This is a genomic window from Citrobacter rodentium NBRC 105723 = DSM 16636, from assembly GCF_021278985.1.
In the GTDB taxonomy this organism is placed as follows: domain Bacteria; phylum Pseudomonadota; class Gammaproteobacteria; order Enterobacterales; family Enterobacteriaceae; genus Citrobacter_A; species Citrobacter_A rodentium.
On the sequence record NZ_CP082833.1, the window covers coordinates 4,048,579 to 4,075,287 of the forward strand.

Below are 26,709 nucleotides of genomic sequence, written 5' to 3' on the forward strand. Positions count from 1 at the left end.
ATATAACCCCCTCGCCAGAGGGGTTTATTTTTGCACCACCAGCCGCGCGGATAAGGTCTGGTTACGCGTATGACTTTCATCCTGCGCAATGCGCTGCAGTATCCGCTCCGCGAGGGTATAGCCCATTTCCCGCGCGGGCGTGGTCGCCCAGACGATCGGCAAATCATCCAGCGCGTTCTCCGGCACATCGGCAAAGGCGCCCAGCGAAACCTGCTGTTCGAAATAGCGATCGACCCCGACCTCGCCGCTCTGACGACCGGCGCGCATCAGGCCAAACCACGCCCCCATCGCAATGGTTTCGTTATAACAGACCACGGCACCGATCGTCGGATTACGGCGTAATAAACCGGTTATCGCTTCTGCCGCCTGCTTCTGGCTGGAGGCGCACTCCAGCACCCAGTCGCTGTGAAACGGCAGACCGTACTTCAGCAGCGTCGCGCAATAGCCGCCAACCCGTTCCGCACGGGTTAACGATGCGCTTTGCCCGCCCAGCCAGGCAATACGCTGATGACCGTGGCGGATCAGATGTTCCGTCAGCAGCTGCGCGGCCTGCATATTATCAGGGCGCACGGTATCCACATCGTCGAGATAGCTGGCGCGCGAAGCAAACACCACCGGAATGCCCTTCTCCTGCGCCATCGTGCGCAGAACCTCGCTGCTGCCTGCGGCGCCGGCGACGATCACTCCGTCGACCCCCTGATTCAGCAGCATGGTGAAGCGCTGCGCCAGCTGTTCGCCATCGTGACCGCCGTGCAGCAAAAAGACCATCCGCCCCTGAGACTCCAGCGCTTCGGTCAGACCGGCCGTCAGTTCGGCATAAAACTGCGCGGAGAGGTCGCGGACGATTAGCCCGATTACCCCGCTCTGCCCGCCGCGTAATGCCGATGCCTGGCGATTACGCACAAAGCCCAGCTCCTCGATCGCCGCATTCACCCGTTCGCCGGTGGCGGTTGAGATACGGCCTTTGCCGCTGAGCACCAGCGATACCGTACTGACCGAGACGCCTGCCGCCAGCGCAACATCATGGATAGTAATTTTTTTGGCTGTAGCCATGAAAACCGCAAACTCCCTGATAACGTGATCGATAAAACGTTTTATCAATCACATATATTTATACGCGCTATTATCGTTCGATAATGTGAGTTGTGCCGCACTAAAATCAGGTAAAACGTTTTATCTTTTCGCTCAAATTTACGCGCTACAGTTGCATTTTCACAAGGAGTCGTTAGATGACGGCGAAAACAACACCAAAAATTACGTTATGGGAATTTTTCCAGCAGTTGGGCAAAACCTTTATGCTCCCCGTCGCCTTACTCTCGTTTTGCGGCATTATGCTGGGGATTGGCAGTTCATTAAGCAGCCATGATGTTATCACCCTGCTTCCGGCGCTGGGTAATCCGCTGCTGCAGGCAATCTTTACCTGGATGAGTAAAGTCGGTTCGTTCGCCTTCAGCTTCCTGCCGGTAATGTTCTGTATTGCCATTCCGTTAGGGCTGGCGCGGGAAAATAAAGGCGTCGCCGCCTTTGCCGGCTTTGTCGGCTATGCGGTAATGAACCTCGCGGTTAACTTCTGGCTGACCGCGAAAGGCATTCTGCCGACGACCGACGCCGCGGTGCTGAAAGCCAATAACGTCCAGAACATCCTTGGCATCCAGTCGATTGACACCGGGATCCTCGGTGCGGTGATTGCCGGCATCCTCGTCTGGATGCTGCACGAGCGCTTCCATAATATTCGTCTGCCGGACGCGCTGGCCTTCTTCGGCGGCACCCGCTTTGTGCCGATTGTCTCTTCGGTCGTGATGGGTCTGGTAGGGCTGATGATCCCGCTGGTGTGGCCGGTATTCGCGATGGGCATTAGCGGACTCGGTCATATGATCAACAGCGCCGGTGACTTTGGACCGATGCTGTTTGGCACCGGCGAACGCCTGCTGCTGCCGTTTGGTTTGCACCATATTCTGGTGGCGCTGATCCGCTTTACCGATGCCGGCGGCACGCAGGAGGTGTGCGGCCATACGGTAAGCGGCGCCCTGACCATCTTCCAGGCGCAGCTGAGCTGTCCGACCACCCAGGGCTTCTCTGAAAGCGCGACCCGCTTCCTGTCACAGGGAAAAATGCCGGCGTTCCTCGGCGGCCTGCCGGGGGCGGCGCTGGCGATGTACCACTGCGCGCGCCCTGAGAATCGCCATAAAATTAAAGGGCTGCTGATTTCCGGTCTGATTGCCTGCGTGGTAGGCGGCACCACCGAGCCGCTGGAGTTCCTGTTCCTGTTTGTCGCTCCGGTTCTGTATGTGATCCACGCGCTGCTGACCGGTCTGGGCTTTACCATCATGTCCGTGCTGGGCGTCACTATCGGCAACACGGACGGCAATATTATCGACTTTGTGGTGTTTGGCATCCTGCACGGCCTGTCGACTAAATGGTATCTGGTGCCGGTGGTCGCGGCGATCTGGTTTGCGGTGTACTACGTTATCTTCCGTTTCGCCATTACCCGCTTTAATCTCAAAACGCCGGGCCGCGATAGCGAAATCGCCAGCAGCATTGAAAAAGTCGTTGCCGGCGCGCCGGGTAAATCAGGCTATAACGTACCGGCGATCCTCGCGGCGCTCGGCGGCGCGGATAATATCGTTAGTCTGGATAACTGCATTACCCGCCTGCGTCTGTCGGTAAAAGATATGTCGCTTGTGAATGTGCAGGCGCTGAAGGACAATCGCGCCATTGGCGTCGTTCAGCTGAATCAGCATAATCTGCAGGTGGTGATCGGTCCGCAGGTGCAGTCTGTTAAAGATGAAATGGCGGGCCTGATGAATACCGTTGAGGCATAAGGACAAACCTATGTTCGATTTTTCAAAAGTCGTGGATCGGCACGGTACGTGGTGCACCCAGTGGGATTATGTGGCCGACCGTTTTGGCGCTGCCGATCTGCTGCCGTTTACCATTTCCGATATGGATTTCGCCACGGCTCCCTGTATTCTTGAAGCGCTCAGTCAGCGTCTGGCGCATGGCGTACTGGGCTACAGCCGCTGGCAGAATGAGGAATTTCTCGGCGCGGTTGCCCACTGGTTCGCCCGCCGCCACGCCAGCGCCATTGATACCGGGTCGCTGGTGTATGGCCCTTCCGTTATCTATATGGTGTCGGAACTGATCCGTCAGTGGTCGTCGGCGGATGACAGCGTGGTGATCCACACCCCCGCCTATGACGCCTTCTATAAGGCGATTGAGGGCAATCAGCGAAGCGTACTGCCCGTCGCCCTGGAGAAGCGCGATGGCGGATGGCGCTGCGATATGGATAAACTGGAAGCGGCGCTGGCGCAACCGCAGAGCAAGATTCTGCTGCTGTGCAGTCCGCAAAACCCGACCGGGAAAGTCTGGACGCGCACCGAGCTGGAGATCATGGCGGAGCTCTGCCAACGGCACGGCGTGCGGGTGATATCCGATGAGATTCATATGGATATGGTCTGGGGAGAGCAGCCGCATATTCCGTGGAGCAACGTGGCGCGCGGCAGCTGGGCGCTGCTCACCTCAGCATCCAAAAGCTTCAACATCCCTGCGCTCACCGGCGCATATGGGCTGATTGAAGATGCGGAAAGCCGGAATCAGTACCTCAGCGCGTTGAAAGGTCGCGATGGCCTCTCTTCTCCCGCCGTCCTGGCGCTGGTCGCGCATATTGCGGCCTATGAACAGGGCGGCCCCTGGCTTGATGCGCTGCGGAACTATCTCAGGGATAATCTGCGCTACGTCGCAGATGCCCTGAACGACGCTTTCCCGACGCTGAACTGGCAGCCGCCGGAGTCCACCTATCTCGCCTGGATCGATCTGCGTCCGCTGGGCATTGACGACGGCGCGCTGCAAAAAGCGCTGATTGAGCGGGAAAAAATCGCCATTATGCCGGGTTACACCTATGGCGATGAAGGCCGCGGCTTTGTGCGGTTAAATGCCGGTTGTCCGCGTTCAAAGCTTGAAAAAGGCGTTGCCGGTCTGATAAACGCCCTTCGTTCAGTACGCTGATTCCTTGTTGCGCAATGAAATTAATCATTGCGCAACATAGATTTTACGCTGCTTTTGTTTTTATAATAGCGCGCACTTTTATCTCAGAAAAATGAGTGCGACCATGATTGATACTTCCCTGCCGTTAACTGACATTCATCGCCACCTCGATGGCAATATTCGCGCCCGGACCATTCTTGACCTGGGTCGCCAGTATAATTTACCTCTTCCCGCCCGCACCCTCGAAACGCTGATCCCCCATGTTCAGGTGACTGCGACCGAACCTGACCTGGTGAGCTTTCTTGCGAAGCTGGACTGGGGAGTTAAAGTTTTAGCCTCTCTTGACGCCTGTCGCCGCGTGGCGTTTGAAAACATCGAAGACGCCGCGCGCAACGGTCTGCACTACGTGGAATTACGCTTTTCGCCGGGCTATATGGCGATGAGCCATCAGCTGCCGGTAGCCGGGGTTGTGGAAGCGGTGATCGACGGCGTGCGTGAAGGTTGTAAGACCTTTGACGTGCAGGCGCGGCTGATTGGTATTATGAGCCGCACTTTCGGCGAGGCGGCCTGTCTGCAGGAGCTTGACGCGCTGCTGGCGCATCGTGAACACATTACCGCTCTCGATCTGGCCGGTGATGAACTGGGTTTTCCCGGCAGCCTGTTCCTGTCGCATTTTAACCGCGCCCGCGACGCTGGCCTGCGCATTACCGTCCATGCCGGAGAGGCCGCCGGTCCTGAAAGCATCTGGCAGGCCATTCGCGAACTGGGCGCAGAGCGCATCGGTCACGGCGTGAAAGCGGTGGAAGATCCGGCGCTGATGGCGTTCCTCGCCGAACAGCGCATCGGCATTGAGTCGTGCCTGACCTCTAATATCCAGACCAGTACCGTCGCCTCGCTGGCGGCGCATCCGCTGAAAACCTTCCTTGAACATGGCGTGCTGGCGAGCCTGAACACCGACGATCCGGCGGTACAGGGAGTGGATATTATTCATGAATATACTGTTGCGGCCCCGGCAGCGGGACTGAGCCGCGAACAGATCCGCCAGGCACAGATAAACGGACTTGAAATCGCTTTTCTGAGCGCTGCGGAAAAACAGGCGCTGCGCGAGAAAGTGGCGGCGGCGTAAGCGGTGATGCCGGATGGCGGCTACGCCTTATCCAGCCTACAACTGACACATTGCCGGATGGCGGCTGCGCCTTATCCGGCCTACAACTGACATATTGCCGGATGGCAGCGGCGCCTTATCCGGCCTACAACTGACACATTGCCGGATGGCAGCTGCGCCTTATCCGGCCTACAGCAGACGCATTGCCGGATGGCGGCTGCGCCTTATCCGACCTACAGCAAACGCATTGCCGGATGGCGGCTGCGCCTTATCCGGCCTACAACTGACTCATTGCCGGATGGCGCCGGCAATGTAGAGAATCAGGCCAGGCAGAGCGTCGCGCGGTGCTTTGCTGACTCAATGCCCAGTTCAATTAGCTCCATAATCTGGATCGCCTGGCTGGCGGGCACCGGATTTTCCCCCGCGCCGTTCAGCGCATCGCGGATCCCGGCGTAATAGGCCGGATAGTTACCCGGCACGGTCAGCCAGGTTTCTTCCACTCGCGTTTCGCCTTCCACGTGGGTGACAACACCGTCACGCATGTCATATCCCCAGTCCTCCTGCGGCAGACGCTCGCCGTTTTTCAGGCGCTCTTCCTGCGGGTCAAGACCGTATTTCACATAACTGCCGCGTGAGCCGTGAACGATGTAGCGCGCCGACTCCGCCGCCGCCAGCATCGTGCCGTGTAAAATCACCCGCCGCTGCGGGTAAGAGAGCGTGGCATGGAAATAGTCGGTGGCCTGCGCCCCCGGACGCAGCTGGGCCAAATCCACCGTCATGCTGACCGGCAGGCCGAACAGGCTAATCGCCTGGTCCAGCAGATGCGGCGCCAGATCGTACCAGATGCCGCTCCCCGGCCCGCCCTGTTCACGCCAGCGGTCGCGCACCTGCGGACGAAAGCGATCAAAATGGGATTCGAAATAGGCGACTTCCCCCAGAACGCCTTCCGCCAGCAGCGCTTTAAGGGTTAAAAAATCGCTGTCCCAGCGGCGGTTATGGAACACGGACAGCACCCGCCCCAGACTGCGCGCCAGCGCATCCAGCTCACGTGCCTGTGACAGTGTCACGGTAAAAGGCTTATCCACCACTACGTGCTTGCCGGCTTCCAGTGCGGCTTTTGCCAGCGGGAAATGGGTATCGTTCGGTGTCGGTATGACGATCAGGTCAATGCCCGGGTCGTTAAACAGATGCTTTGGTTCAGAGACAACCGCCACGGCAGGCCAGTCCGCTTTCACTTTCGCCGCATCGCTGCTGGAAATTACCGCCAGCTCCAGGCCCGGCGTGCCGTCAATCAGCGGAGCATGGAACGTTTTGCTGGCGTATCCGTAGCCAATCAATCCTACACGGATATTGTCACTCATAAAATTGCCTCTCGTTGCAGTCTGCAGACCATTTCACACCATCCATAAACGACAAACAATAGATTAATATCCCCGCGCCAACCAAGGCCAATGTTTAACTTATATCAAACAAATATCACTTTCGGTCCGTTTACGGGCGAAAGTCGCTGAAATCGTTGTCGAACCTCTTGCGCAATGCTTATTGATGAGTAACATTTACAGTCTGTGTTTATGGATAAAACAAAGCAAAATGTCATCAGTTATCAATCGACTTATCGAATTAACCGGCTGGATTGTTCTCGCATGTTCAGTGGTGCTGCTGGGCGTCGCTAATCATATCGATAATTACCAGCCGCCGGAACAGACCGCTACGGCGCAGAAGAAATAACGTTCTTGCCCACGCTCTCTGGCCGTCTTTTACAGAAAAGACTGAAAAATTATCTGAAAAAAATGAATGTGACGTTTCCAGCGTTTGCGCTTATTGCCAGTTTCGATGAAGCGCGCTACCCTTCACGCCTGCGCTCTCGCGCCGAAACCTCACTCAAGTAAGAGACTTATTTTTGCATTTGCATCCCGGGCTGCGATCCGGGAAATGGCCTTTTATTTTTTACGTTCACGACTCTGTAAGCATTATTTTTATAATAGGGATACCTGTTTATGACCGTTCAGGATTATTTATTAAAATTCCGCAAAATTAGTTCGCTGGAAAGTCTGGAAAAGCTATTTGATCATCTGCACTACACCCTTACCGACGATCAGGACATTATCAATATGTATCGCGCTGCCGATCACCGTCGCGCTGAGCTGGTTTCCGGCGGCCGCCTCTTTGACGTGGGTCAGGTGCCCAAGTCAGTCTGGCGTTACGTACAATAAGAAAGTAGCGCTCGCCAGCAAAAGCTTTATAATAAGCGCCCCGAAAAGAACGGTACGTCTGGCAATTCCGGAGATTTTATGACCACAACACCGGCACAACGCATCGGAGGCTGGTTGCTGGGCCCTTTAGCCTGGCTGTTACTCGCGTTGTTAAGTGCTTCGCTGGCTCTTTTTCTCTACGCGACAACGATCGCCACGCCGCAAACCTTCAGAATGCTGTCGGCGCAAAGCGCTGACAATCTGGCGCTGTGGGGCGTTTCCTTTCTTACCGCCATCGCCATGTGGTATTACACCCTGTGGTTGACGATCGCCTTCTTCAAACGCCGGCGCTGTGTGCCGAAGCACTATATTATCTGGCTGCTGGTTTCGGTGTTGCTGGCGGTTAAATCCTTTGCCTTTTCACCGGTGCCCGATGCGCTGGCGGTTCGTCAACTGCTGTTCCCGCTGCTCGCAGCGGCCCTGTTAGTACCCTATTTCAAGCGCGCCGCGCGCGTGAAAACAACGTTTGTGAATCCGTAATAACCATACAGTTAACCTGTTGTCGCCTGCTGTAGATTGTCAGATAATAGGCGGCTTTTTTATTTCAGGCCGAAAAATGACTGATTACCTGCTGCTGTTTGTCGGAACTGTGCTGGTCAATAACTTTGTACTGGTGAAGTTTCTGGGCCTTTGTCCCTTTATGGGCGTCTCCAAAAAGCTGGAGACGGCGATGGGGATGGGGCTGGCCACGACGTTTGTGTTGACGCTCGCCTCCATTTGCGCGTGGCTGATTGATACCTGGATCCTGATTCCGCTCAATCTTATCTATCTGCGCACGCTGGCTTTTATTCTGGTGATCGCGGTGGTGGTGCAATTTACCGAAATGGTGGTGCGCAAAACCAGCCCGGCGCTCTATCGCCTGCTGGGCATTTTTTTACCGCTGATCACCACCAACTGCGCAGTTCTCGGCGTCGCGCTGCTGAATATCAACCTTGGGCACAACTTTTTGCAGTCGGCGCTGTACGGCTTTTCCGCCGCGGTCGGCTTCTCGTTGGTAATGGTGCTGTTTGCCGCTATTCGCGAACGCCTCGCCGTGGCGGACGTTCCCGCGCCTTTTCGCGGTAATGCGATTGCGCTGATTACCGCAGGGTTAATGTCTTTGGCCTTTATGGGCTTTAGTGGTTTGGTGAAGTTGTAATGAATGCTATCTGGATTGCCGTTGCCGCCCTGAGCTTACTGGGTCTGGTGTTCGGCGCCATTCTGGGCTATGCCTCCCGCCGCTATGCGGTGGAAGACGACCCCGTCGTTGAAAAAATCGATCAGATTCTGCCGCAAAGTCAGTGTGGACAGTGCGGTTACCCAGGCTGTCGCCCTTATGCGGAAGCAGTCGGCAGTCAGGGGGAAAAAATTAACCGCTGCGCGCCAGGCGGCGAGGCGGTGATGCTTAAAATCGCTGAACTGCTCAATGTCGATCCGCAGCCTATAAACGGCGATGAGCAAGACCCTGCTCCGGTACGTATGCTGGCGGTCATTGATGAAGCCAACTGCATCGGCTGCACCAAGTGCATTCAGGCTTGTCCGGTCGACGCTATTGTGGGCGCCACGCGCGCCATGCATACGGTGATGAGCGATCTGTGTACGGGCTGCAACCTGTGCGTTGACCCCTGCCCGACCCAATGCATTACGCTCCGCCCGGTTGCCGACACGCCCGATACCTGGAAGTGGGATTTGAACACCATCCCCGTGCGTATTATTCCTGTGGAACAACATGCTTAAGTTATTCTCTGCTTTCAGAAAAGATAAAATCTGGGATTTCGACGGGGGCATCCATCCACCGGAAATGAAATCCCGGTCAAACGGTACGCCGCTGCGCCAGGTCCCCCTTGCGCAGCGCTTTGTGATTCCTCTCAGGCAGCACCTTGGCGCTGAGGGGGAACTGTGCGTCGCGCAGGGAGAACACGTGTTACGCGGCCAGCCGCTGACCCGCGGGCGCGGCAGGATGCTGCCGGTCCACGCGCCGACCTCCGGTACGGTAGTGGCGATCGCCCCGCACTCCACCGCCCACCCTTCCGCGCTTGCGGAACTGAGCGTCATTATTGAAGCCGATGGCGAAGACCGCTGGATTGAGCGTGAAGGCTGGCCGGACTATCTTTCCCATAGCCGCGATGAGCTTATCACCCGTATTCACCAGTACGGCGTGGCCGGGCTTGGCGGCGCGGGGTTCCCGACCGGCGTCAAGCTGCAGGGCGGCGGCGATAAAATCGCAACGCTGATTATTAACGCCGCCGAGTGCGAACCCTATATCACCGCCGACGATCGGCTGATGCAGGACTGCGCGGCGGAGATCGTCGAGGGGATTCGTATCCTTGCGCATATCCTGCAACCGCGTGAGGTGCTGATTGGCATCGAAGATAATAAACCGCAGGCAATCTCAATGCTGCGCGCGGTACTGGCCGACGCCCACGATATCGCGGTACGGGTGATACCGACCAAATATCCTTCGGGCGGCGCGAAGCAGCTGACGCAAATCCTCACCGGGAAGCAGGTGCCCCACGGCGGCCGCTCCTCCGATATCGGCGTGCTGATGCAGAACGTCGGTACCGCCTGGGCCGTTAAGCGCGCGGTTATCGACGGCGAACCGCTCACCGAGCGCGTGGTGACGCTGACGGGCGAAGCGGTCAGACGTCCCGGCAACGTCTGGGCCAGACTGGGTACGCCGGTTCGCCACCTGCTGAATGATGCGGGGTTCTGCCCTTCTGCCGATCAAATGGTCATCATGGGCGGCCCGCTGATGGGCTTTACCTTGCCGTGGCTTGATGTGCCGGTAGTGAAGATCACTAACTGTTTGCTTGCTCCCTCTGCCACTGAGATGGGTGAGCCGCAGGAAGAAAAAGGCTGTATTCGCTGCAGCGCCTGCGCCGATGCCTGTCCGGCGGATCTGTTGCCCCAGCAGCTCTACTGGTTCAGTAAAGGGCAGCAGCACGATAAAGCCACGGCGCATAATATTGCCGACTGCATTGAATGCGGCGCCTGCGCCTGGGTCTGCCCCAGCAACATTCCGCTGGTGCAATATTTCCGGCAGGAAAAAGCGGAAATTGCGGCGATAAGCCAGGAAGAAAAACGCGCGGCGGAGGCCAAAGCGCGCTTCGAGGCGCGTCAGGCGCGTCTGGAACGTGAAAAAGCCGCTCGCCTGGAGCGTCACAAGAAGGCCGCAGTGCAGCCGGGGGCTAAAGATCAGGATGCCATTGCCGCCGCGCTGGCGCGGGTGAAAGAGGAACAGGCGCAGGCGACGCAGCCGGTTATCGTTAAGGCCGGGGAAAAACCGGATAACAGCGCCGTCATTGCCGCCCGCGAGGCGCGCAAAGCCCAGGCGCGCGCCAGACAGGCGGAAAAAACGGAACAGACCGACGCCGATCCGCGCAAAGCCGCCGTTGAAGCGGCGATTGCCCGCGCCAAAGCCCGTAAGCTCGCGCAGCAGGCCAGCGAAGAACCCGCCGCGCCTGCGGAACCGGTCGATCCGCGCAAAGCCGCCGTTGAAGCGGCGATTGCCCGCGCCAAGGCCCGCAAGCTCGCGCAGCAGGCCAGCGAAGAACCCGCCGCGCCTGCGGAACCGGTCGATCCGCGCAAAGCCGCCGTTGAAGCGGCGATTGCCCGCGCCAAAGCCCGCAAGCTTGCGCAGCAGGCCAGCGAAGAACCCGCCGCGCCTGCGGAACCGGTCGATCCGCGCAAAGCCGCCATCGCCGCCGCGATAGCGCGTGCTCAGGCGAAAAAAGCCGCTCAGCAGCAGGTAGTTAACGAGGAATAAATGGTATTCAGAATCGCAAGCTCTCCCTATACCCATAACCAGCGCCAGACCTCGCGCATTATGCTGCTGGTTATACTTGCCGCCGTGCCGGGTATTGCCGCGCAAGTGTGGTTTTTTGGCTGGGGAACGCTGTTTCAGCTTGTTCTCGCCTGTGCGAGCGCGCTTCTTGCCGAGGCCCTGGTACTCAGGCTGCGCAAACAGTCGGTTGCGGCAATCCTGAAAGATAATTCTGCGCTGCTCACCGGTTTGCTGCTGGCGGTGAGTATTCCGCCGCTGGCCCCCTGGTGGATGGTCGTTCTCGGCACCGCTTTTGCGGTAATCATCGCTAAACAGCTGTATGGCGGCCTGGGGCAGAATCCGTTCAACCCGGCAATGATCGGCTATGTGGTGCTGCTCATCTCCTTCCCCGTTCAGATGACGAGCTGGCTGCCGCCGCATGACATCGCCGCAACCACGCCGGGCCTGCTGGATGCGCTGCAAATTATTTTTACCGGCCATACCGCAACGGGTATGGATATGAACGCGCTGCGAATGGGTATTGACGGCATCAGCCAGGCGACGCCGCTGGATACCTTCAAAACCTCTCAGCATGCAGGCCGCAGCGTTGAGCAAATTATGCAGTATCCCATTTTCAGCGGCATCCTGGCCGGTGTCGGCTGGCAGTGGATCAATCTCGCCTGGCTGGCGGGCGGCCTCTGGCTGCTGTGGCAAAAGGCGATCCGCTGGCATATTCCGCTTAGCTTTTTGCTCTCGTTAACGCTCTGTTCCGGTATCGGCTGGCTGATTGCCCCCGATACCCTTGCATCGCCGCAGCTTCATTTGCTTTCCGGAGCGACCATGCTCGGCGCATTCTTTATTCTGACCGACCCGGTGACCGCCTCAACGACCAATCGCGGTCGTCTGGTGTTCGGCGTGCTCGCCGGGGTGCTGGTATGGCTTATCCGCAGCTTTGGCGGCTATCCGGACGGCGTGGCCTTTGCCGTACTGTTAGCCAACATTACGGTACCCCTGATTGACTACTACACCCGTCCGCGGGTGTACGGACATCGCAAAGGATAAACCATGCTGAAAACGATTCGAAAACATGGCATCACCCTGGCGCTGTTCGCGGCGGGTTCGACCGGCCTCACCGCCGCGATCAACCAGATGACCAGAACAACCATCGATGAGCAGGCTGTGATTCAGCAAAATGCGCTGTTTGACCAGGTGCTGCCAGCCGATCGCTATAACAATTCGCTCCAGGCGAGTTGCTTTATCGTCAGCGATATGGCGCTGGGCAAAGGCGAACACCGCGTCTGGATCGCCCGGCAGGATGGAAATCCGGTTGCGGCGGTGCTGGAAGCAACAGCCCCCGATGGCTATTCCGGCGCGATCCGCTTACTGGTTGGCGCTGATTTTAACGGCATCGTTTCAGGCGCCCGCGTCACGGAACATCATGAGACGCCGGGTCTGGGCGATAAAATCGAATTGCGTCTGTCGGACTGGATCACCCATTTCAGCGGTAAACAGATTCAGGGCCAAAATGACAGCCGCTGGGCGGTCAAAAAAGACGGCGGCGACTTTGACCAGTTTACCGGCGCGACCATTACGCCCCGGGCAGTGGTCAACGCGGTGAAGCGCGCGGGTCTCTACGCGCAAACCTTACCCGAACAGCTTTCTCACCTTCCCGCCTGTGGAGAATAGACCATGAGCGAAATTAAAGACGTTATTGTCCAGGGGTTATGGAAAAACAACTCCGCGCTGGTTCAGTTGCTTGGCTTGTGTCCCCTGCTGGCGGTGACCTCCACGGCCACCAATGCGCTGGGACTCGGGCTTGCCACTACGCTGATGCTGACGCTGACCAACTTTACCGTCTCGGCGCTGCGCCGCTGGACGCCCGCCGAGATCCGCATCCCGATCTATGTGATGATCATCGCCTCGGTGGTCAGCGCGGTACAGATGCTGATTAACGCCTTTGCCTTTGGCCTTTATCAGTCGCTCGGTATTTTTATCCCCCTTATCGTGACTAACTGTATCGTGGTGGGACGCGCGGAAGCCTTTGCGGCGAAAAAAGGACCGCTCCTTTCCGCGCTGGACGGTTTTTCTATTGGCATGGGCGCTACCGGGGCGATGTTCGTTCTTGGCTCCCTGCGCGAAATTCTCGGTAACGGAACGCTGTTTGACGGCGCTGACGGCCTGCTCGGCAGCTGGGCGAAGGCGCTGCGGGTGGAAATTTTCCATACCGACTCGCCTTTTCTGCTGGCGATGCTGCCGCCGGGCGCGTTTATTGGTCTGGGCATGATGCTGGCGATAAAGTATCTTATTGATGAGAAAATGAAAAAACGCCGCGCCAGTGCGGCAACCGCAGCGGAATTGCCCTCCGGCGAACCAGGGAATGCATCATGAACAAAGCAAAGCGGCTGGAAATCTTAACGCGTTTACGCGCCAGTAACCCTCACCCAACGACGGAACTCAACTTCAGTTCACCGTTTGAACTGCTGATCGCCGTACTGCTTTCGGCGCAGGCTACTGACGTCAGCGTCAACAAAGCGACGGCAAAGCTCTATCCGGTGGCGAATACCCCCGCGGCGATGCTTGAGCTGGGTGTGGAAGGCGTGAAGTCGTACATCAAAACCATCGGCCTGTTTAACAGCAAAGCCGAGAATGTGATTAAAACCTGCCGCATTCTGCTCGAAAAGCATCAGGGCCAGGTGCCGGAAGATCGCGCTGCGCTGGAGGCCCTGCCGGGCGTTGGTCGCAAAACAGCGAACGTGGTGCTGAATACCGCCTTTGGCTGGCCGACGATTGCCGTGGATACGCACATTTTTCGCGTCTGCAACCGCACCCAGTTTGCGCCAGGCAAAAACGTCGAACAGGTTGAGGAAAAGCTGCTTAAAGTGGTTCCGGCGGAGTTTAAAGTCGACTGCCACCACTGGCTGATCCTTCACGGGCGGTATACCTGCATCGCGCGTAAGCCCCGCTGCGGCTCCTGTATTATCGAAGATCTGTGCGAATACAAAGAGAAGGTAGAGTTCTGAACGGTCGGGGCGGATGCCGCCCCTCTCTTTCTGTTATTCTCTTCTTATTCCTTCATTTACCCACAATCATCCCGTCTGATTATTTCTTTTCCGGTCTTTCTTGCTGGGTTAAAACGGTTATTCAGATTAAACATTTTTTTAATAGCAAAAATTTCTATCTGATTGTGATCCAGATCAACCTGATAACTTGATGTGAATTTTTTGAATCATTCAGGTTAAAAATGCCATTCATTGCGCTGAAGAAATTCTTTCCATACAAGATATTACACTGGTTATTTTTCAGATATTGGCCCATATCACTACATTAAACGGCAAATAGCAGAAGATATCGCCATAACCCGTTATACCACCCTGTCTCGTAGCGTAAAAAACTGCCTTTTGACGATTAAAGAAATTTAACGCTGGATAACATTTTCATGAACCGATGAATTCACCATACAAGTTATATGTAACAGATTATTACAAAGCACTTGTCTGAAAGGGCAAGATAGTGAACATTACTCGCCGTTTCCCCTCCCACTATAACAATTTCACGGCTGCGCAAAACGCCGCACGTGACTGAACACCCCCGTTAATATGGGATGTAAAAAAAGAGGTAAAAGTGTCTACTGCAAACAAAAAACCAACGGAAAGCGTGAGTCTGAACGCTTTCAAACAACCGAAAGCGTTCTATCTCATCTTCTCTATTGAGCTTTGGGAACGTTTTGGTTATTACGGCCTGCAAGGGATTATGGCCGTCTACCTGGTTAAACAACTGGGGATGTCTGAAGCGGATTCAATCACTCTTTTCTCCTCCTTTAGCGCGCTGGTTTATGGTCTGGTCGCCATCGGCGGTTGGTTAGGGGATAAAGTTCTCGGCACCAAGCGCGTAATTATGCTGGGCGCCATCGTCCTGGCGATTGGTTATGCGCTGGTGGCATGGTCCGGTCACGATGCCGGTATCGTCTATATGGGTATGGCGGCCATTGCGGTCGGTAACGGTCTGTTTAAAGCCAACCCGTCTTCTCTGCTCTCTACCTGCTACGCAAAAGATGACCCGCGTCTTGATGGTGCATTTACCATGTACTACATGTCCGTCAACATCGGTTCTTTCTTCTCCATGCTGGCGACGCCGTGGCTGGCCGCGCGTTATGGCTGGAGCACCGCATTTGCCCTGAGCGTGGTCGGTATGCTGATCACCGTCGTAAACTTCGCTTTCTGCCAGCGCTGGGTGAAAAACTACGGTTCTAAACCAGACTTCGAGCCGATCAACTATCGTAACCTGCTGCTGACTATCGTCGGCGTGGTTGCCCTGATCGCCATCGCCACCTGGCTGCTGCACAACCAGGGTATCGCCCGTATGGCGCTGGGCGTGATCGCTCTGGGTATCGTCATTATCTTTGCCAAAGAAGCCTTCTCCATGCAGGGTGCGGCGCGTCGTAAAATGATCGTCGCCTTCATTCTGATGCTTGAAGCAATCATCTTCTTCGTGCTGTACAGCCAGATGCCGACCTCACTGAACTTCTTTGCCATTCGTAACGTTGAGCATTCCATTCTGGGTATCGCGTTTGAACCGGAGCAGTATCAGGCGCTGAACCCGTTCTGGATCATCATCGGTAGCCCGATTCTGGCCGCCATTTACAACAAAATGGGCGACAACCTGCCGATGCCGATGAAATTCGCCCTCGGGATGGTGCTGTGCTCCGGTGCGTTCCTGGTGCTGCCGCTGGGCGCGAAATTCGCCACCGACGCGGGTATCGTCTCCGTTAACTGGCTGATCATGAGCTACGGCCTGCAAAGTATCGGCGAACTGATGATCTCCGGTCTTGGCCTGGCGATGGTAGCGCAGCTGGTGCCGCAGCGCCTGATGGGCTTCATCATGGGTAGCTGGTTCCTGACCACCGCAGGCGCAAACATCATCGGCGGTTACGTCGCTAACATGATGGCTGTGCCGGAAAACGTAACCGACCCGCTGATGTCTCTGGAAGTTTACGGACGCGTGTTTATGCAGATTGGCGTGGCGACCGCAGTTATCGCCGTTCTGATGCTGCTGACAGCGCCGAAACTGAACCGCATGACGCAGGACGACAGCGAGAAAGCGTCGAAAACTGCGACTGCGTAAGACGTCGGGAAACACAAATTACGGGCCGCTAACTTCAGGTTAGCGGCTTTTTTTTTACCCGCTCCCGCACTAGGATAGGTTAACCCCCCGTTGAAAGGAGTAACCGATGAAACTGTTCTATAAGCCGGGCGCCTGTTCCCTCGCCTCCCACATTACCTTTCGCGAGAGCGGAAAAGATTTCACTCTTGACGGCGTTGACCTGATGAAAAAGCGCCTCGAAAACGGCGATGATTTTCTGGCGGTGAACCCAAAGGGACAGGTTCCCGCACTGCTGCTTGATGACGGCACGCTGCTGACCGAAGGCGTAGCGATCATGCAGTACCTTGCGGACAGCGTGCCGGATCGTCAGCTGCTGGCGCCGGTTAACAGCATTTCACGCTACAAGACGCTTGAGTGGCTGAACTACATTGCGACCGAGCTGCACAAAGGCTTTACGCCGCTGTTTCGCCCCGATACGCCGGAGGAGTACAAGCCCACCGTGCGCGCGCTACTGGAGAAGAAGCTACAGTATGTTGATGACGTCCTGAAAGACGAACCGTGGATTTGCGGTCAGCGCTTTACCATCGCAGACGCCTATCTGTTTACCGTTCTGCGCTGGGCTTATGCGGTGAAGCTGAAGATGGAAGGACTGGCGCATATTGCCGACTATATGACGCGAGTGGCGGAACGGCCTGCGGTTGCCGCAGCGCTGAAAGCGGAGGGGTTACAGTAAGCGGTGAAGCCTCTCCGGCAGGTTACTGTCGGAGAGCGGCGTAAACGCCTTACCCGGTCTGCAAAACCTGCAGGCCGGATAAGCACGGCGGAAAAAACTAAAGGCGCGTGGCGCTAAAATAATGCTCAGGCCGGGCGATACGATCCTGCGCCGCGACCACCTGCAGTTCATACTCCTGCATGGCTTTTGTCGCAATCATAATCTCATACACCGCTGCGGTTACATGCTCCAGCGCCTGCTGAATGGTTGCCCCTTGCAGGAGCTTCACTAATAGTAAACCGCTGGTGACGTCACCCACGCCTACCGGCTGACGCATACCGAAATCCACCAGCGGACGGCTGATATGCCAGGCTTCCTCTGCGGTCACCAGCAGCATTTCGAAACGCTCATGGCTAAATCCCGCCCGCGCCAGATGTTTCACCAGCACGATCTGCGGTCCCTGGGCAATCAGTTCGCGGGCGGCCGCCACCGCTTCGTCAACCGTGTTCACCGCATGTTCGCAGAGGATCTCCAGCTCAATCAGGTTCGGCGCGATGATATCGCTGGCCGGCAGAGCATAGCGAAGGTGAAATTCCGCCACGCCGGGCGCCACGATGCAGCCCTTTTCCGGATGGCCCATCACCGGATCGCAGAAATATTTTGCCGCAGGATTTGCCGATTTCACCTGCCGGACAATACCCAGGATATGCTCGCCCTGCTCCGCTGAACCGAGATAGCCGCTCAGCACCGCGTCGCAGCGCCTGAGCTGATCGATGTCGGCAATACCCTGTACAATCTCCGTCAGATGCGACGGCGGCATCACGCAGCCGGTCCATTTACCGTACTGCGTGTGGTTAGAGAACTGAACCGTATTGAGGGGCCAGACGTTGGCGCCAAGACGGCGCATCGGAAACTCCGCGGCGCTATTGCCAGCATGTCCAAAAACAACGTGGGACTGGATGGCGAGGATATTCTTCATTTTTTTACTTACCACAACCCTGAAAAAATAAAGGGGCGTAGTCTCCCACGCCCCCGCTGACTTGTTGTTACTTCCAGCACACCAGACAGTAATTCTTTTTCCCGCGACGCAGCAGCGTATAGCGGCCATACAGACGATCGTCGTCAACAAAAATGTATTCCGGATCGGACTGTTTCTCGCCGTTAATGGTGATGGCGTTCGACGCAATGGTCTTGCGCGCCTGGCCGCGCGACGGCTGCAGTTCGGAATCCACCAGCGCCTGCATCAGATCCGCGCCTTTTTCCATCTCCACCATCGGCACGCCATCCTGCGCCAGCTGTTCGAAGTCGGCCTCGCTCAGCGCGCTCAGCGTACCGTTGAACAGGCTTTCGGTGATGCGCTTCGCCGCCGCCAGTCCTTCTTCGCCGTGAACCAGACGCGTGACCTGCTCGGCCAGCACGTACTGGGCGCGCGGCGCTTTTCCGCTGTTCTTATCTTCTTCTTCCAGAGCATTGATTTCCGCAATGTCCATAAAGGTGAAGAATTTGAGGAAGCGGTAAACGTCCGCATCGGCGGTGTTGATCCAGAACTGGTAGAATTTGTACGGGCTGGTTTTCTTCGGATCCAGCCAGACCGCGCCGCCTTCGGTTTTGCCGAATTTGGTGCCATCGGCTTTGGTGATCAGCGGTACGGTCAGACCGAACACCTGGTTCTGATGCAGACGACGGGTCAGATCGATACCGGAGGTGATGTTGCCCCACTGATCGGAACCGCCGATTTGCAGCGCCACGCCGTGCAGCTTATTCAGGCAGGCAAAGTCGTAACCCTGCAACAGGTTATAGGAGAATTCGGTAAACGAGATGCCCTGATCGTCGCGGTTCAGACGCTGCTTCACCGCTTCTTTGTTGATCATCTGGTTAACGGAGAAATGCTTACCGATATCGCGCAGGAAGGTCAGCACGTTCATGCTGCCGAACCAGTCGTAGTTATTAGCCGCGATGGCGGAGTTTTCGCCGCAGTCGAAGTCAAGGAACGGGGCAACCTGCTTACGGATTTTGTCTACCCACTCCTGAACGGTTTCTTCGGTGTTCAGTTTACGCTCGGCAGCCTTAAAGCTCGGGTCGCCAATCAGGCCCGTTGCGCCGCCGACCAGCGCGACAGGCTTGTGCCCTGCCTGCTGAAAGCGTTTCAGGCATAACAATGGAACAAGATGCCCCAAATGCAAGCTGTCAGCGGTAGGATCGAAGCCGCAATAGAGCGCGATCGGGCCTTGCGCCAGTCGCTCTGCTAACGCTTCCTCGTCCGTCACCTGGGCGATAAGCCCCCGCTCTTGCAATTGTTTAATCAAGTTACTGCTTGCCATCAAAATCTCCATGTATAAAACGACTGCACCTCTGCCGGTACACGACTTTTCGCCAGACGCGAAAGCTCTATAGAATAAAGCGCCGACGCACGCAGCGCTAGCGCTTAAAACAACAAATTTCCGGGTTTAAGGCGCAAGCCGATCAATTTTCCACGCGTTATTTTCGCGCTGGTATAAAAAGCGATCGTGCAATCGATGTTCGCCGCCCTGCCAGAACTCCATTTGCTCAATGCTGACGCGAAAACCGCCCCAGAAGCTGGGAAGCGGGATCTCTCCCTGCCGGAATTTCTGTTTCAGTTCGAGGAACTTGCTTTCGAGGATGCCGCGCGCGGAAATCCGGCTGGACTGCTTAGAGACCCAGGCGCCAATCTGGCTGTCGCGCGGGCGGCTGTGGAAATACTTCACCACCTCCAGCGTCGATAGCCGCTCGGCCTGGCCGATGACCATTACCTGGCGTTCCAGCATATGCCAGGGAAACAGCAGGCTGACGCGCGGATTATTTTCAATCTGATGCGCTTTGCGACTGCCAAGGTTGGTATAAAACACCAGTCCGCGCTCATCGTAGTGTTTGAGCAGGACGATGCGCTGATACGGCTGGCCAGTTTCATCAACGGTGGCGACCACCATCGCGGTCGGGTCCGCCAGCCTGGCGTCACATGCCTGAGCCAGCCAGCGTTCGAAGAGGGTTAACGGTTCGGCGGGAAGGTCGTGGCGACGCAGACCGCCTTTGGTGTATTCACGGCGCAGATGCGCGATTTGCTGCAATTCGTCGTTATCAGACATGGTGTTCGCTACGGATTGTCAGTGGGTGGCGCTATTGTGCGCCGCCCTGCTGGAAATCTCAACGCTGCGGATTTTGTAACTGGCAGTTATTCAACACGATGCGGTCACGTTTATAGACGGTCGCGCTGTCGCCTTTCGACCAGAAGACATAAATTCCGTCGGTGTAGCGCGCGCCTGACGCGGAAACGCCCTGCTTCAGGGTGAGGAGCTTATTGTCATAGACAAAACTCACATCCTGACGGGTGTTATTGACTTTGACGGTCAGCGGTTTTTCATCGCACTGGTATTCCAGCGTGTTGGTTTGCAAACGTTCGACAAACTGGTTGTAGACGCTACAGCCCGACAGCATAAGCGGCAGGCAAAGGAGTAACAGTTTTTTCATAGACGTATCCTGAAGACTTTCCTGGTCCCGGAGGGCGAAGTCGCCCTCCCTAACATCCTGAGTGTACCGACAGAACGGCGAGGAAAAATTCAGTTAACTCTGAGTTCGCGGGGTAGCGGGATAAATTGCCCCCAGCACGCTTGCTTCCCGGGCGCCGGTCACCGACGGCAAATTGCCCGGTAGCCCGGCAAGAGTCCGCCATGCCAGCCAGGCAAACGCCAGCGCCTCCATATCGTCGCCGCTGATGCCCGCCTCATCGGTGGCGGACACTTCCGTCCCCGGCAGCAGTCCCGCCAGCCGCGCCATCAGCAGCGGATTGCGGCTTCCTCCGCCGCAGACCAGCAGGCGTTCACAGCCGCCGCTCAGCAGCACCTGTTCGGCGATGGTCACCGCGGTCAGCTCGGTAAGGGTGGCCTGCACGTCCTGAGGCTGAACGCCCGGAAACGCCGCCAGCTGGCGTTCAATCCAGCCATAGTTAAAATACTCTCGCCCGGTGCTTTTCGGCGCCGGCAGCGCGAACCACGGATCGCTGAGCATGGCCTGTAACAGAGGAAGAATCACCGTTCCGCCGCGCGCCCATTCGGCATCTTTATCATAAGGCTTACCGCACTGGCGCCAGATCCAGGCGTCCATCAGCATATTGCCCGGTCCCGTATCGTGCCCGCGAACGGGCTGGCCGGGGATCAGCAGCGAGAGATTGGCAATGCCGCCGATATTTAGCACCGTCCGTCGTTCGCCCGGATGCGCCAGCAGCGCATGATGAAAAGCGGGCACCAGCGGCGCGCCTTGTCCGCCCAGCGCCATATCGCGGCGGCGAAAATCGCCGACCACGGTGATGCCGGTGCGCGCGACAAGCTGATTATTGTCGCCAATCTGCATCGTGTGCGGCACACTCCCGCCCGGCTCATGCCAGACCGTTTGACCGTGACAGCCTATCGCCACAATCTCCCTCGGATGCAGTTTTTCCTGCGCCAGCAGGCCATTAACCGCATCGGCAAACAGCTGCCCGAGCTGGCTGTCAAGCTGGCCTAACTGCGAAAGGGTCAGCGGCTGGCCCTGGCAAATATCCAGAATCGCCTGTTTAAGCGAAACCGGCATCGGCCAGCTCAGGCTTCCCTGTTGCGCCACCATCGTGTCATCTATCGTCGCCAGTACCACATCAACACCATCGAGACTGGTGCCGGACATCACGCCAATATAACGCCCCGATTTCATATAGGTTCCTTGTTAACCATGACTCTGCGTCACACTCCAACATAATCGCCCCGGCAATGCTACGCTTCTTAACGTTTTTATCTGAAAAACGCTTTCGCTTGCTCTGTGGCATAAATTCCCTGAATAGTTCGTTTAAAGTTGGTTAATGGGGCTGTTACTATGATTTCTGCCTGATCTGAGCAGATTAAGTGACCTTAAACACGCAAATACCATATAATTTGACCATGAGGGATGCTGGCGTAGCGTTTCATGGTGAACAGGAGATTTTAAATGATTAAACGTGTGCTGATCGTTTCACTGGCTGGCTTGTCATTGGTGGGTTGTGCCAACACTGATAGCCTGTCTGGCGATGTGTATACCGCTTCTGAAGCGAAACAAGTTCAGAACGTCACTTACGGCACGATTGTTAACGTTCGTCCGGTCCAGATTCAGGCGGGTAATGATGAAAACGTGATCGGTGCGATTGGCGGTGCAGTACTCGGTGGTTTCCTTGGTAACACCATCGGCGGCGGCACCGGTCGTTCCCTTGCAACCGCGGCAGGCGCTGTCGCTGGCGGCGTCGCAGGTCAGGGCGTTCAGGGCGCGATGAACAAAACGCAGGGCGTTGAGCTGGAAATCCGTAAGGATGATGGCAATACCATCATGGTAGTGCAGAAACAGGGTAATACCCGCTTCTCAGCAGGACAGCGCGTAGTCCTGGCCAGCAATGGCCGTCAGGTTACCGTCTCTCCGCGCTAAATAAATTAACGTGTGGTCAGCGCTGGCCACACGTTGCTTTCTCAATCCCGCGACTGAAGTTCAATAATATTGTGCTCGAGCCGGGCAATAAGTTTGATCAACAGTTCAATCTCCTGCGCGGAAATCCCTTCGAGGATCTCGCCGCGGGTTTTGTTAATAACCCCTTCCATATCGGCGATCAGCGGTTCAGCCTTCTCGGTCAGCTTGATACGTTTCGCCCGGCGATCGCTGGCGCACGTCTGACGTGAGATAAGCCCTTTTTCTTCCAGCTGATCCAGCGTGCGCACCAGTGACGGCTGTTCAATGCCAATCGCTTTTGCCAGCTGTATCTGTGACTGATCGGGCGGCAATTGATGAATGTTGTGCAGCGTTACCCAGTGTGTCTGCGTTAATTCCAGAGGCTTAAGACGGTGGTCTATCAAAGCACGCCATATGCGCACCAACCGTGCCAGATCAGAACCAAGTGGCGATTCCAATTTCATCTCCTTATAATTAGCTTGCTAAGATATTATACTGATTTTAGAATAGTGTGCAGCATTTGTATTACTAAAACAAATGTATTGCGGCATTTGCTCACCCCTTGACATAATTTTCAGACATTACGCGGAAAAAACGCCTTCTGTCGTATTTTTTGCTAAAACTGAAGAAACGCGACCTGACGCAAAGGATAATTGCTTGTGATCTTCCCACTTGATGCAACAGGAATGCCCCTGCAAGACATGGTGATTGGCGCATCTGTTTACTTTCCTCCCTTGTTTAACGCTTTCGCGCTCGGATTCATTCTCTGGCTTTTTCTCCACCATTTACTGCGCGACCGCATCTATTCTGGTGAAATCTGGCATCCCTTACTGATGGACCTGTCAATCTTTGTTCTCTGCGTCGGTTCCGGCTTTTTTATACTGGTAGTGTGGTCATGATGTCGCTTAAAACGGTCAAATACTTCTCTACGATCATTATCGCTACCGCCGCGGTTCTGGTGGGATGGTGGATGTGGAACTACTACATGCAGTCGCCGTGGACGCGCGACGGAAAGGTGCGGGCGGAGCAGGTCAGCATTACGCCGCAGGTGTCGGGAACCATTGTCGCTCTGAAGGTGAAAGATAACCAGTTCGTGAACGCCGGGGATCTGCTTTTCAGCCTCGACAAGACTCCCTTTCATATCGCCGTACTGAATGCTCAGGCGCAGCTGGCCCGCGCGCAATCCGATCTGGCGAAAGCCAGCAACGAAGCCAACCGTCGCCGCCATTTAACCCAAAACGTCATCTCCGCTGAAGAGGTCGATACCGCTAATCTTAACGTTAAAGCCATGCAGGCCAGCGTCGATGCGGCGCAGGCGACGCTGAAGCAGGCGCAATGGCAGCTCAGCCAGACGGACGTTCGTGCCCCGGTCGCCGGATGGATTACCAATCTTACCACCCGCGCCGGCGACTTCGCCTCAACCGGGCAGCCGCTGTTTGCGCTGGTCGACAGCCACTCCTTTTATGTGATGGGGTATTTTGAAGAGACCAAGCTGCGCCATATCCGGGAAGGCGCGCCCGCGCGCATTACCCTCTACAGCGGCAACATAAAGTTACAGGGTCACGTCTCCAGCATCGGGCGCGCTATTTACGATCAGAGCGTGGAAAGCGATTCGGGTCTGGTGCCGGATATTAAACCTAACGTCCCGTGGGTCCGGCTGGCGCAGCGGGTGCCGGTACGCATCGAATTCAACGAACTGCCCCGCGACGTGACCCTGGTCGCAGGAACCACCTGCAGCGTGGCAATTGGGCAATAAATGACGCTGCCACGCCTCACCCTGCGCAACACGCCGTGGCTGAAAGCCACCGCCGGACAGTGGCGCTACGCGTTACGCAACGCCATTGCAATGTGTCTGGCGCTGACCTTCGCCTACTACCTCAATCTGGATGAGCCGTACTGGGCGATGACCTCTGCCGCAGTGGTCAGTTTTCCCACCGTCGGCGGGGTGATCAGTAAAAGCCTTGGGCGGATTGCCGGTAGCCTGCTCGGCGCCACCGCCGCCCTGATCCTGGCCGGGCACACGCTTAATGAGCCGTGGCTGTTTCTGCTGAGCATGTCCGCATGGATAGGATTCTGTACCTGGGCCTGCGCACACTTCACCAACAACGTGGCCTACGCGTTTCAGCTGGCGGGCTATACGGCGGCGATAATCGCTTTTCCGATGGTCAATATCGTGGAAATCACCCAGCTCTGGGATATCGCGCAGGCGCGGGTATGCGAAGTGATCGTCGGTATCCTTTGCGGCGGCACGATGATGATGATCCTGCCCAGCACCTCGGACGGCGTCGCCCTGCTGGCGGCGCTGAAAAACATGCATGCGCGCCTGCTGGAGCACGCCAGCCTGCTGTGGCAGCCGGACACCACCGATGCCATACGTTCCGCTCATGAAGGGGTGATCGGACAAATTCTGACCATGAATCTGCTGCGTATTCAGGCGTTCTGGAGCCACTACCGGTTTCGTCGGCAGAATACGCTGCTGAACGCTCTTTTACACCAGCAGCTGCGCCTGACCAGCGTCATCTCCAGTCTGCGCAGGATGCTGCTGAACTGGCCTGCGCCGCCGCCCCAGACCCGCGATGTTATCGACAGGCTTCTGGCCGCGCTTGCCAGCCCGCAGGCCGACAGTTATGCCGTGGCGAAAATCATCGCCCCGCTCGCGCCGCCGGACGGCTCTGATTTTTGTCATGTCGCGTTCTGGCAACGGCTGCGCTATTTCTGCCGTCTGTACCTGCAGAGCAGCCGACAGCTCAGGCTGCTGGAAGACGGCGCCACCTCTGCGCAAATCAACGTTCCCCGCGCGCCGGCCCTCGCCCGTCATACCGATAACGCGGAAGCGGTCTGGAGCGGCGTGCGCACCTTTGCGACCCTGATGACGATAGGCGCCTGGAGCATCGGCTCGCAGTGGGAGTCCGGCTCCGGCGCGCTGACCCTGGCAGCGATCAGCTGTGTGCTCTACTCCATCGTCGCCACGCCGTTTAAATCGCTCTCCCTGTTGATGCGCACACTGGTGCTGCTGTCGTTATTCAGCTTTGTGGTAAAGTTCGGCCTGATGGTGCAGATTAGCGATCTCTGGCAATTCTTACTGTTTCTGTTTCCACTGCTGACGACCATGCAGTTACTCAAACTGCAAATGCCTAAGCTTGCGGGGCTGTGGGGACAGCTAATTGTCTTTATGGGCTCGTTTATCGCCGTCACCAATCCGCCGGTCTATGATTTTGCTGAATTTCTGAATGACAATACGGCGAAAATTGTCGGCGTTGCGCTGTCATGGCTGGCCTTCGCCATTCTTCGTCCCGGTTCCGATGCGCGTAAAAGCCGTCGCCATATTCGCGCGCTGCGGCGCGATTTTGTCGACCAGCTCAGCCGCCGCCCTGCGCTCAGCGAACATGAATTTGAGTCGTTGACCTATCATCACGTCAGTCAGTTAAGCAACAGCCAGGATGCGCTGGCGCGGCGCTGGCTTTTACGCTGGGGAGTGGTGCTGCTGAACTGTTCGCACGTGGTGTGGCAGCTTCGCGCATGGGAGTCGCGTTCGGACCCGCTGTCGAGGGTAAGAGATATCTGTATCACCCTGCTGCGCGATGTGATGAGCGAGCGCGGCGTTCAGCAGCGACCGCTGGCCGCGACGCTTACGGAGCTGTTACGCATCTGCGAAGCGCTTTCCCGCCACCACCAGCCGGCTGCGCAGGAGCTGGCGGCGATTGTCTGGCGGCTGTACTGCTCGCTTTCCCAGCTTGAACAGGCGCCGCCAGAGGGAACCCTGACGTCCTGATTATTTGATCACGCCGCAGGCAAATCGCGCCCCGCCGCCGCCCAGCGGTTTGGGCTGATCGGACATATTATCGCCGCCGACGTGGATCATCAGCGCTTTGTCTTTGATTTCATCAAGCGATTTCAGTCGCGACGCGGTAACGGGAGTCACGGCTTTACCTTCGTTATTGACCACCAGCACCGGCAAATCGCCTAAATGGCCGTCGCCATCGGGACCGGCGTGTTTCCCGGTTTTATGCGGATCATAATGGCCGCCTGCGGCCTCGGCGGCGCTGGCTTTACCGTCTTTCATGGCCGGTTCGCAGCTGCCGTTAGCATGCAGATGAAAGCCGTGCTCGCCGGGCGGCAACGCTTTCAGATCGGGGGTAAATTCAAGCCCTTTTTCGGTTTCATTGATGGTCACCTCACCGATGGATTGCCCGATACCCTGGGCGGTGACCAGATTCATTTCCACTTTTTCACTGGCGGCCTGCGCTCCCGTGCAGGCTAACAAGGTTAACACGGCCAGACTTAATCGTTTCATGGGACCTCCGTTTTGTGGGTATCAGGCTTAAGTGTAAACCAGTGACACAATTTTGAACGGCAG

27 protein-coding genes and 1 pseudogene are annotated in these 26,709 nt (G+C 56.7%); 19 read left to right on the forward strand and 9 right to left on the reverse strand.

The genetic code is table 11. From position 1 onward, the window contains the following. Positions 1–24 precede the first annotated feature (24 nt). The gene (locus tag K7R23_RS19210; RefSeq protein WP_012905710.1) at positions 25–1,053 is read right to left on the reverse strand and encodes a Mal regulon transcriptional regulator MalI; all 1,029 of its coding nucleotides are present in this window, start codon (positions 1,051–1,053) and stop codon (positions 25–27) included. A gap of 176 nt (positions 1,054–1,229) precedes the next feature. Between K7R23_RS19210 and malX the strand changes: the two genes are divergently transcribed. The 3 genes from malX to add all read left to right on the forward strand — a co-directional run bounded on the left by malX (position 1,230) and on the right by add (position 5,110). Beyond that, entirely contained in the window at positions 1,230–2,822 is a 1,593-nt protein-coding gene (malX, locus tag K7R23_RS19215) for a PTS maltose transporter subunit IICB (protein WP_012905709.1), read from the forward strand. A 10-nt stretch (positions 2,823–2,832) separates the two neighbouring features. Further along, positions 2,833–4,005 carry a MalY/PatB family protein gene (locus K7R23_RS19220; protein WP_012905708.1) on the forward strand — a complete coding sequence of 391 codons (1,173 nt, stop codon included), beginning with the start codon at positions 2,833–2,835 and terminating at the stop codon, positions 4,003–4,005. Positions 4,006–4,108: 103 nt separating this feature from the next. Beyond that, the gene (add, locus tag K7R23_RS19225) at positions 4,109–5,110 is read left to right on the forward strand and encodes an adenosine deaminase (protein ID WP_012905707.1); all 1,002 of its coding nucleotides are present in this window, start codon (positions 4,109–4,111) and stop codon (positions 5,108–5,110) included. Between the two features lie 299 nt (positions 5,111–5,409). Here add and K7R23_RS19230 read toward each other — a convergent pair whose 3' ends face one another. Continuing rightward, positions 5,410–6,450 carry an oxidoreductase gene (locus tag K7R23_RS19230; RefSeq protein ID WP_012905706.1) on the reverse strand — a complete coding sequence of 347 codons (1,041 nt, stop codon included), beginning with the start codon at positions 6,448–6,450 and terminating at the stop codon, positions 5,410–5,412. Positions 6,451–6,691: 241 nt separating this feature from the next. Between K7R23_RS19230 and blr the strand changes: the two genes are divergently transcribed. The 12 genes from blr (at position 6,692) to gstA (ending at position 16,916) form a co-directional block, all read left to right on the forward strand. Beyond that, positions 6,692–6,817, forward strand: a complete 126-nt coding sequence (blr, locus tag K7R23_RS19235; RefSeq protein ID WP_024132649.1) for a division septum protein Blr — start codon at positions 6,692–6,694, stop codon at positions 6,815–6,817. 269 nt (positions 6,818–7,086) lie between these two features. Next, the gene (gene ydgT / locus K7R23_RS19240) at positions 7,087–7,302 is read left to right on the forward strand and encodes a transcription modulator YdgT (RefSeq protein WP_012905703.1); all 216 of its coding nucleotides are present in this window, start codon (positions 7,087–7,089) and stop codon (positions 7,300–7,302) included. Positions 7,303–7,380: 78 nt separating this feature from the next. Continuing rightward, on the forward strand, positions 7,381–7,821 hold the full coding sequence (locus K7R23_RS19245; protein ID WP_012905702.1) for a DUF2569 domain-containing protein: 441 nt from the start codon (positions 7,381–7,383) through the stop codon (positions 7,819–7,821). Between the two features lie 76 nt (positions 7,822–7,897). After that, the gene (rsxA, locus tag K7R23_RS19250) at positions 7,898–8,479 is read left to right on the forward strand and encodes an electron transport complex subunit RsxA (RefSeq protein WP_012905701.1); all 582 of its coding nucleotides are present in this window, start codon (positions 7,898–7,900) and stop codon (positions 8,477–8,479) included. After that, complete coding sequence (rsxB, locus tag K7R23_RS19255; protein ID WP_012905700.1) at positions 8,479–9,057, forward strand: electron transport complex subunit RsxB; 579 nt, start codon at positions 8,479–8,481, stop codon at positions 9,055–9,057. Before rsxA ends, rsxB begins: the two co-directional genes overlap by 1 nt. After that, positions 9,050–11,086 (forward strand): electron transport complex subunit RsxC, encoded by a 2,037-nt coding sequence (rsxC, locus tag K7R23_RS19260; protein WP_012905699.1) that lies wholly within the window; start codon positions 9,050–9,052, stop codon positions 11,084–11,086. Before rsxB ends, rsxC begins: the two co-directional genes overlap by 8 nt. Next, positions 11,087–12,145 carry an electron transport complex subunit RsxD gene (rsxD, locus tag K7R23_RS19265; protein ID WP_012905698.1) on the forward strand — a complete coding sequence of 353 codons (1,059 nt, stop codon included), beginning with the start codon at positions 11,087–11,089 and terminating at the stop codon, positions 12,143–12,145. A 3-nt stretch (positions 12,146–12,148) separates the two neighbouring features. Beyond that, positions 12,149–12,769 (forward strand): electron transport complex subunit RsxG, encoded by a 621-nt coding sequence (rsxG, locus tag K7R23_RS19270; protein ID WP_012905697.1) that lies wholly within the window; start codon positions 12,149–12,151, stop codon positions 12,767–12,769. Positions 12,770–12,772: 3 nt separating this feature from the next. Next, positions 12,773–13,471 carry an electron transport complex subunit E gene (locus K7R23_RS19275; RefSeq protein WP_012905696.1) on the forward strand — a complete coding sequence of 233 codons (699 nt, stop codon included), beginning with the start codon at positions 12,773–12,775 and terminating at the stop codon, positions 13,469–13,471. Continuing rightward, the gene (gene nth, locus K7R23_RS19280) at positions 13,468–14,103 is read left to right on the forward strand and encodes an endonuclease III (protein ID WP_012905695.1); all 636 of its coding nucleotides are present in this window, start codon (positions 13,468–13,470) and stop codon (positions 14,101–14,103) included. The genes K7R23_RS19275 and nth overlap by 4 nt, the downstream gene beginning before the upstream one ends. A gap of 601 nt (positions 14,104–14,704) precedes the next feature. Continuing rightward, positions 14,705–16,204, forward strand: a complete 1,500-nt coding sequence (gene dtpA, locus K7R23_RS19285) for a dipeptide/tripeptide permease DtpA (RefSeq protein WP_012905694.1) — start codon at positions 14,705–14,707, stop codon at positions 16,202–16,204. A gap of 106 nt (positions 16,205–16,310) precedes the next feature. Further along, positions 16,311–16,916: a glutathione transferase GstA gene (gstA, locus tag K7R23_RS19290; RefSeq protein ID WP_012905693.1), complete on the forward strand. Its 606-nt coding sequence runs from the start codon at positions 16,311–16,313 to the stop codon at positions 16,914–16,916. 97 nt (positions 16,917–17,013) lie between these two features. On the opposite strand, the gene pdxY is transcribed toward gstA, so the two are convergent. The 5 genes from pdxY to anmK all read right to left on the reverse strand — a co-directional run bounded on the left by pdxY (position 17,014) and on the right by anmK (position 21,596). Further along, the gene (gene pdxY, locus K7R23_RS19295; protein WP_012905692.1) at positions 17,014–17,874 is read right to left on the reverse strand and encodes a pyridoxal kinase PdxY; all 861 of its coding nucleotides are present in this window, start codon (positions 17,872–17,874) and stop codon (positions 17,014–17,016) included. Positions 17,875–17,941: 67 nt separating this feature from the next. After that, positions 17,942–19,216, reverse strand: coding sequence for a tyrosine--tRNA ligase (gene tyrS, locus K7R23_RS19300; protein ID WP_012905691.1), 1,275 nt, complete (start codon positions 19,214–19,216; stop codon positions 17,942–17,944). Positions 19,217–19,342: 126 nt separating this feature from the next. Then, on the reverse strand, positions 19,343–19,999 hold the full coding sequence (pdxH, locus tag K7R23_RS19305; protein WP_012905690.1) for a pyridoxamine 5'-phosphate oxidase: 657 nt from the start codon (positions 19,997–19,999) through the stop codon (positions 19,343–19,345). A 58-nt stretch (positions 20,000–20,057) separates the two neighbouring features. Then, positions 20,058–20,381 (reverse strand): C-type lysozyme inhibitor, encoded by a 324-nt coding sequence (gene mliC / locus K7R23_RS19310; RefSeq protein WP_012905689.1) that lies wholly within the window; start codon positions 20,379–20,381, stop codon positions 20,058–20,060. Between the two features lie 93 nt (positions 20,382–20,474). Beyond that, positions 20,475–21,596 carry an anhydro-N-acetylmuramic acid kinase gene (gene anmK / locus K7R23_RS19315; protein WP_012905688.1) on the reverse strand — a complete coding sequence of 374 codons (1,122 nt, stop codon included), beginning with the start codon at positions 21,594–21,596 and terminating at the stop codon, positions 20,475–20,477. A 270-nt stretch (positions 21,597–21,866) separates the two neighbouring features. Here anmK and slyB point away from each other — a divergent pair, with 270 nt between their 5' ends. Continuing rightward, positions 21,867–22,334 (forward strand): outer membrane lipoprotein SlyB, encoded by a 468-nt coding sequence (slyB, locus tag K7R23_RS19320; protein ID WP_012905687.1) that lies wholly within the window; start codon positions 21,867–21,869, stop codon positions 22,332–22,334. Between the two features lie 41 nt (positions 22,335–22,375). Here slyB and slyA read toward each other — a convergent pair whose 3' ends face one another. Continuing rightward, on the reverse strand, positions 22,376–22,816 hold the full coding sequence (slyA, locus tag K7R23_RS19325; protein WP_071820578.1) for a transcriptional regulator SlyA: 441 nt from the start codon (positions 22,814–22,816) through the stop codon (positions 22,376–22,378). A gap of 195 nt (positions 22,817–23,011) precedes the next feature. On the opposite strand from slyA, the gene K7R23_RS19330 reads away from it, so the two are divergent. The 3 genes and pseudogenes from K7R23_RS19330 (at position 23,012) to K7R23_RS19340 (ending at position 26,182) form a co-directional block, all read left to right on the forward strand. Continuing rightward, positions 23,012–23,251: a DUF1656 domain-containing protein gene (locus tag K7R23_RS19330; protein WP_024132648.1), complete on the forward strand. Its 240-nt coding sequence runs from the start codon at positions 23,012–23,014 to the stop codon at positions 23,249–23,251. Beyond that, positions 23,251–24,108 (forward strand): efflux RND transporter periplasmic adaptor subunit, encoded by an 858-nt coding sequence (locus K7R23_RS19335; protein ID WP_012905685.1) that lies wholly within the window; start codon positions 23,251–23,253, stop codon positions 24,106–24,108. The genes K7R23_RS19330 and K7R23_RS19335 overlap by 1 nt, the downstream gene beginning before the upstream one ends. Beyond that, a pseudogene (locus K7R23_RS19340) lies at positions 24,109–26,182 on the forward strand (FUSC family protein). On the opposite strand, the gene sodC reads toward K7R23_RS19340, so the two are convergent. Beyond that, a complete protein-coding gene (gene sodC, locus K7R23_RS19345; RefSeq protein ID WP_012905683.1) occupies positions 26,125–26,646 on the reverse strand; it encodes a superoxide dismutase [Cu-Zn] SodC in 522 nt (173 codons plus the stop codon). The pseudogene K7R23_RS19340 and the gene sodC overlap by 58 nt on opposite strands. Between the last annotated feature and the right edge of the window lie 63 nt (positions 26,647–26,709).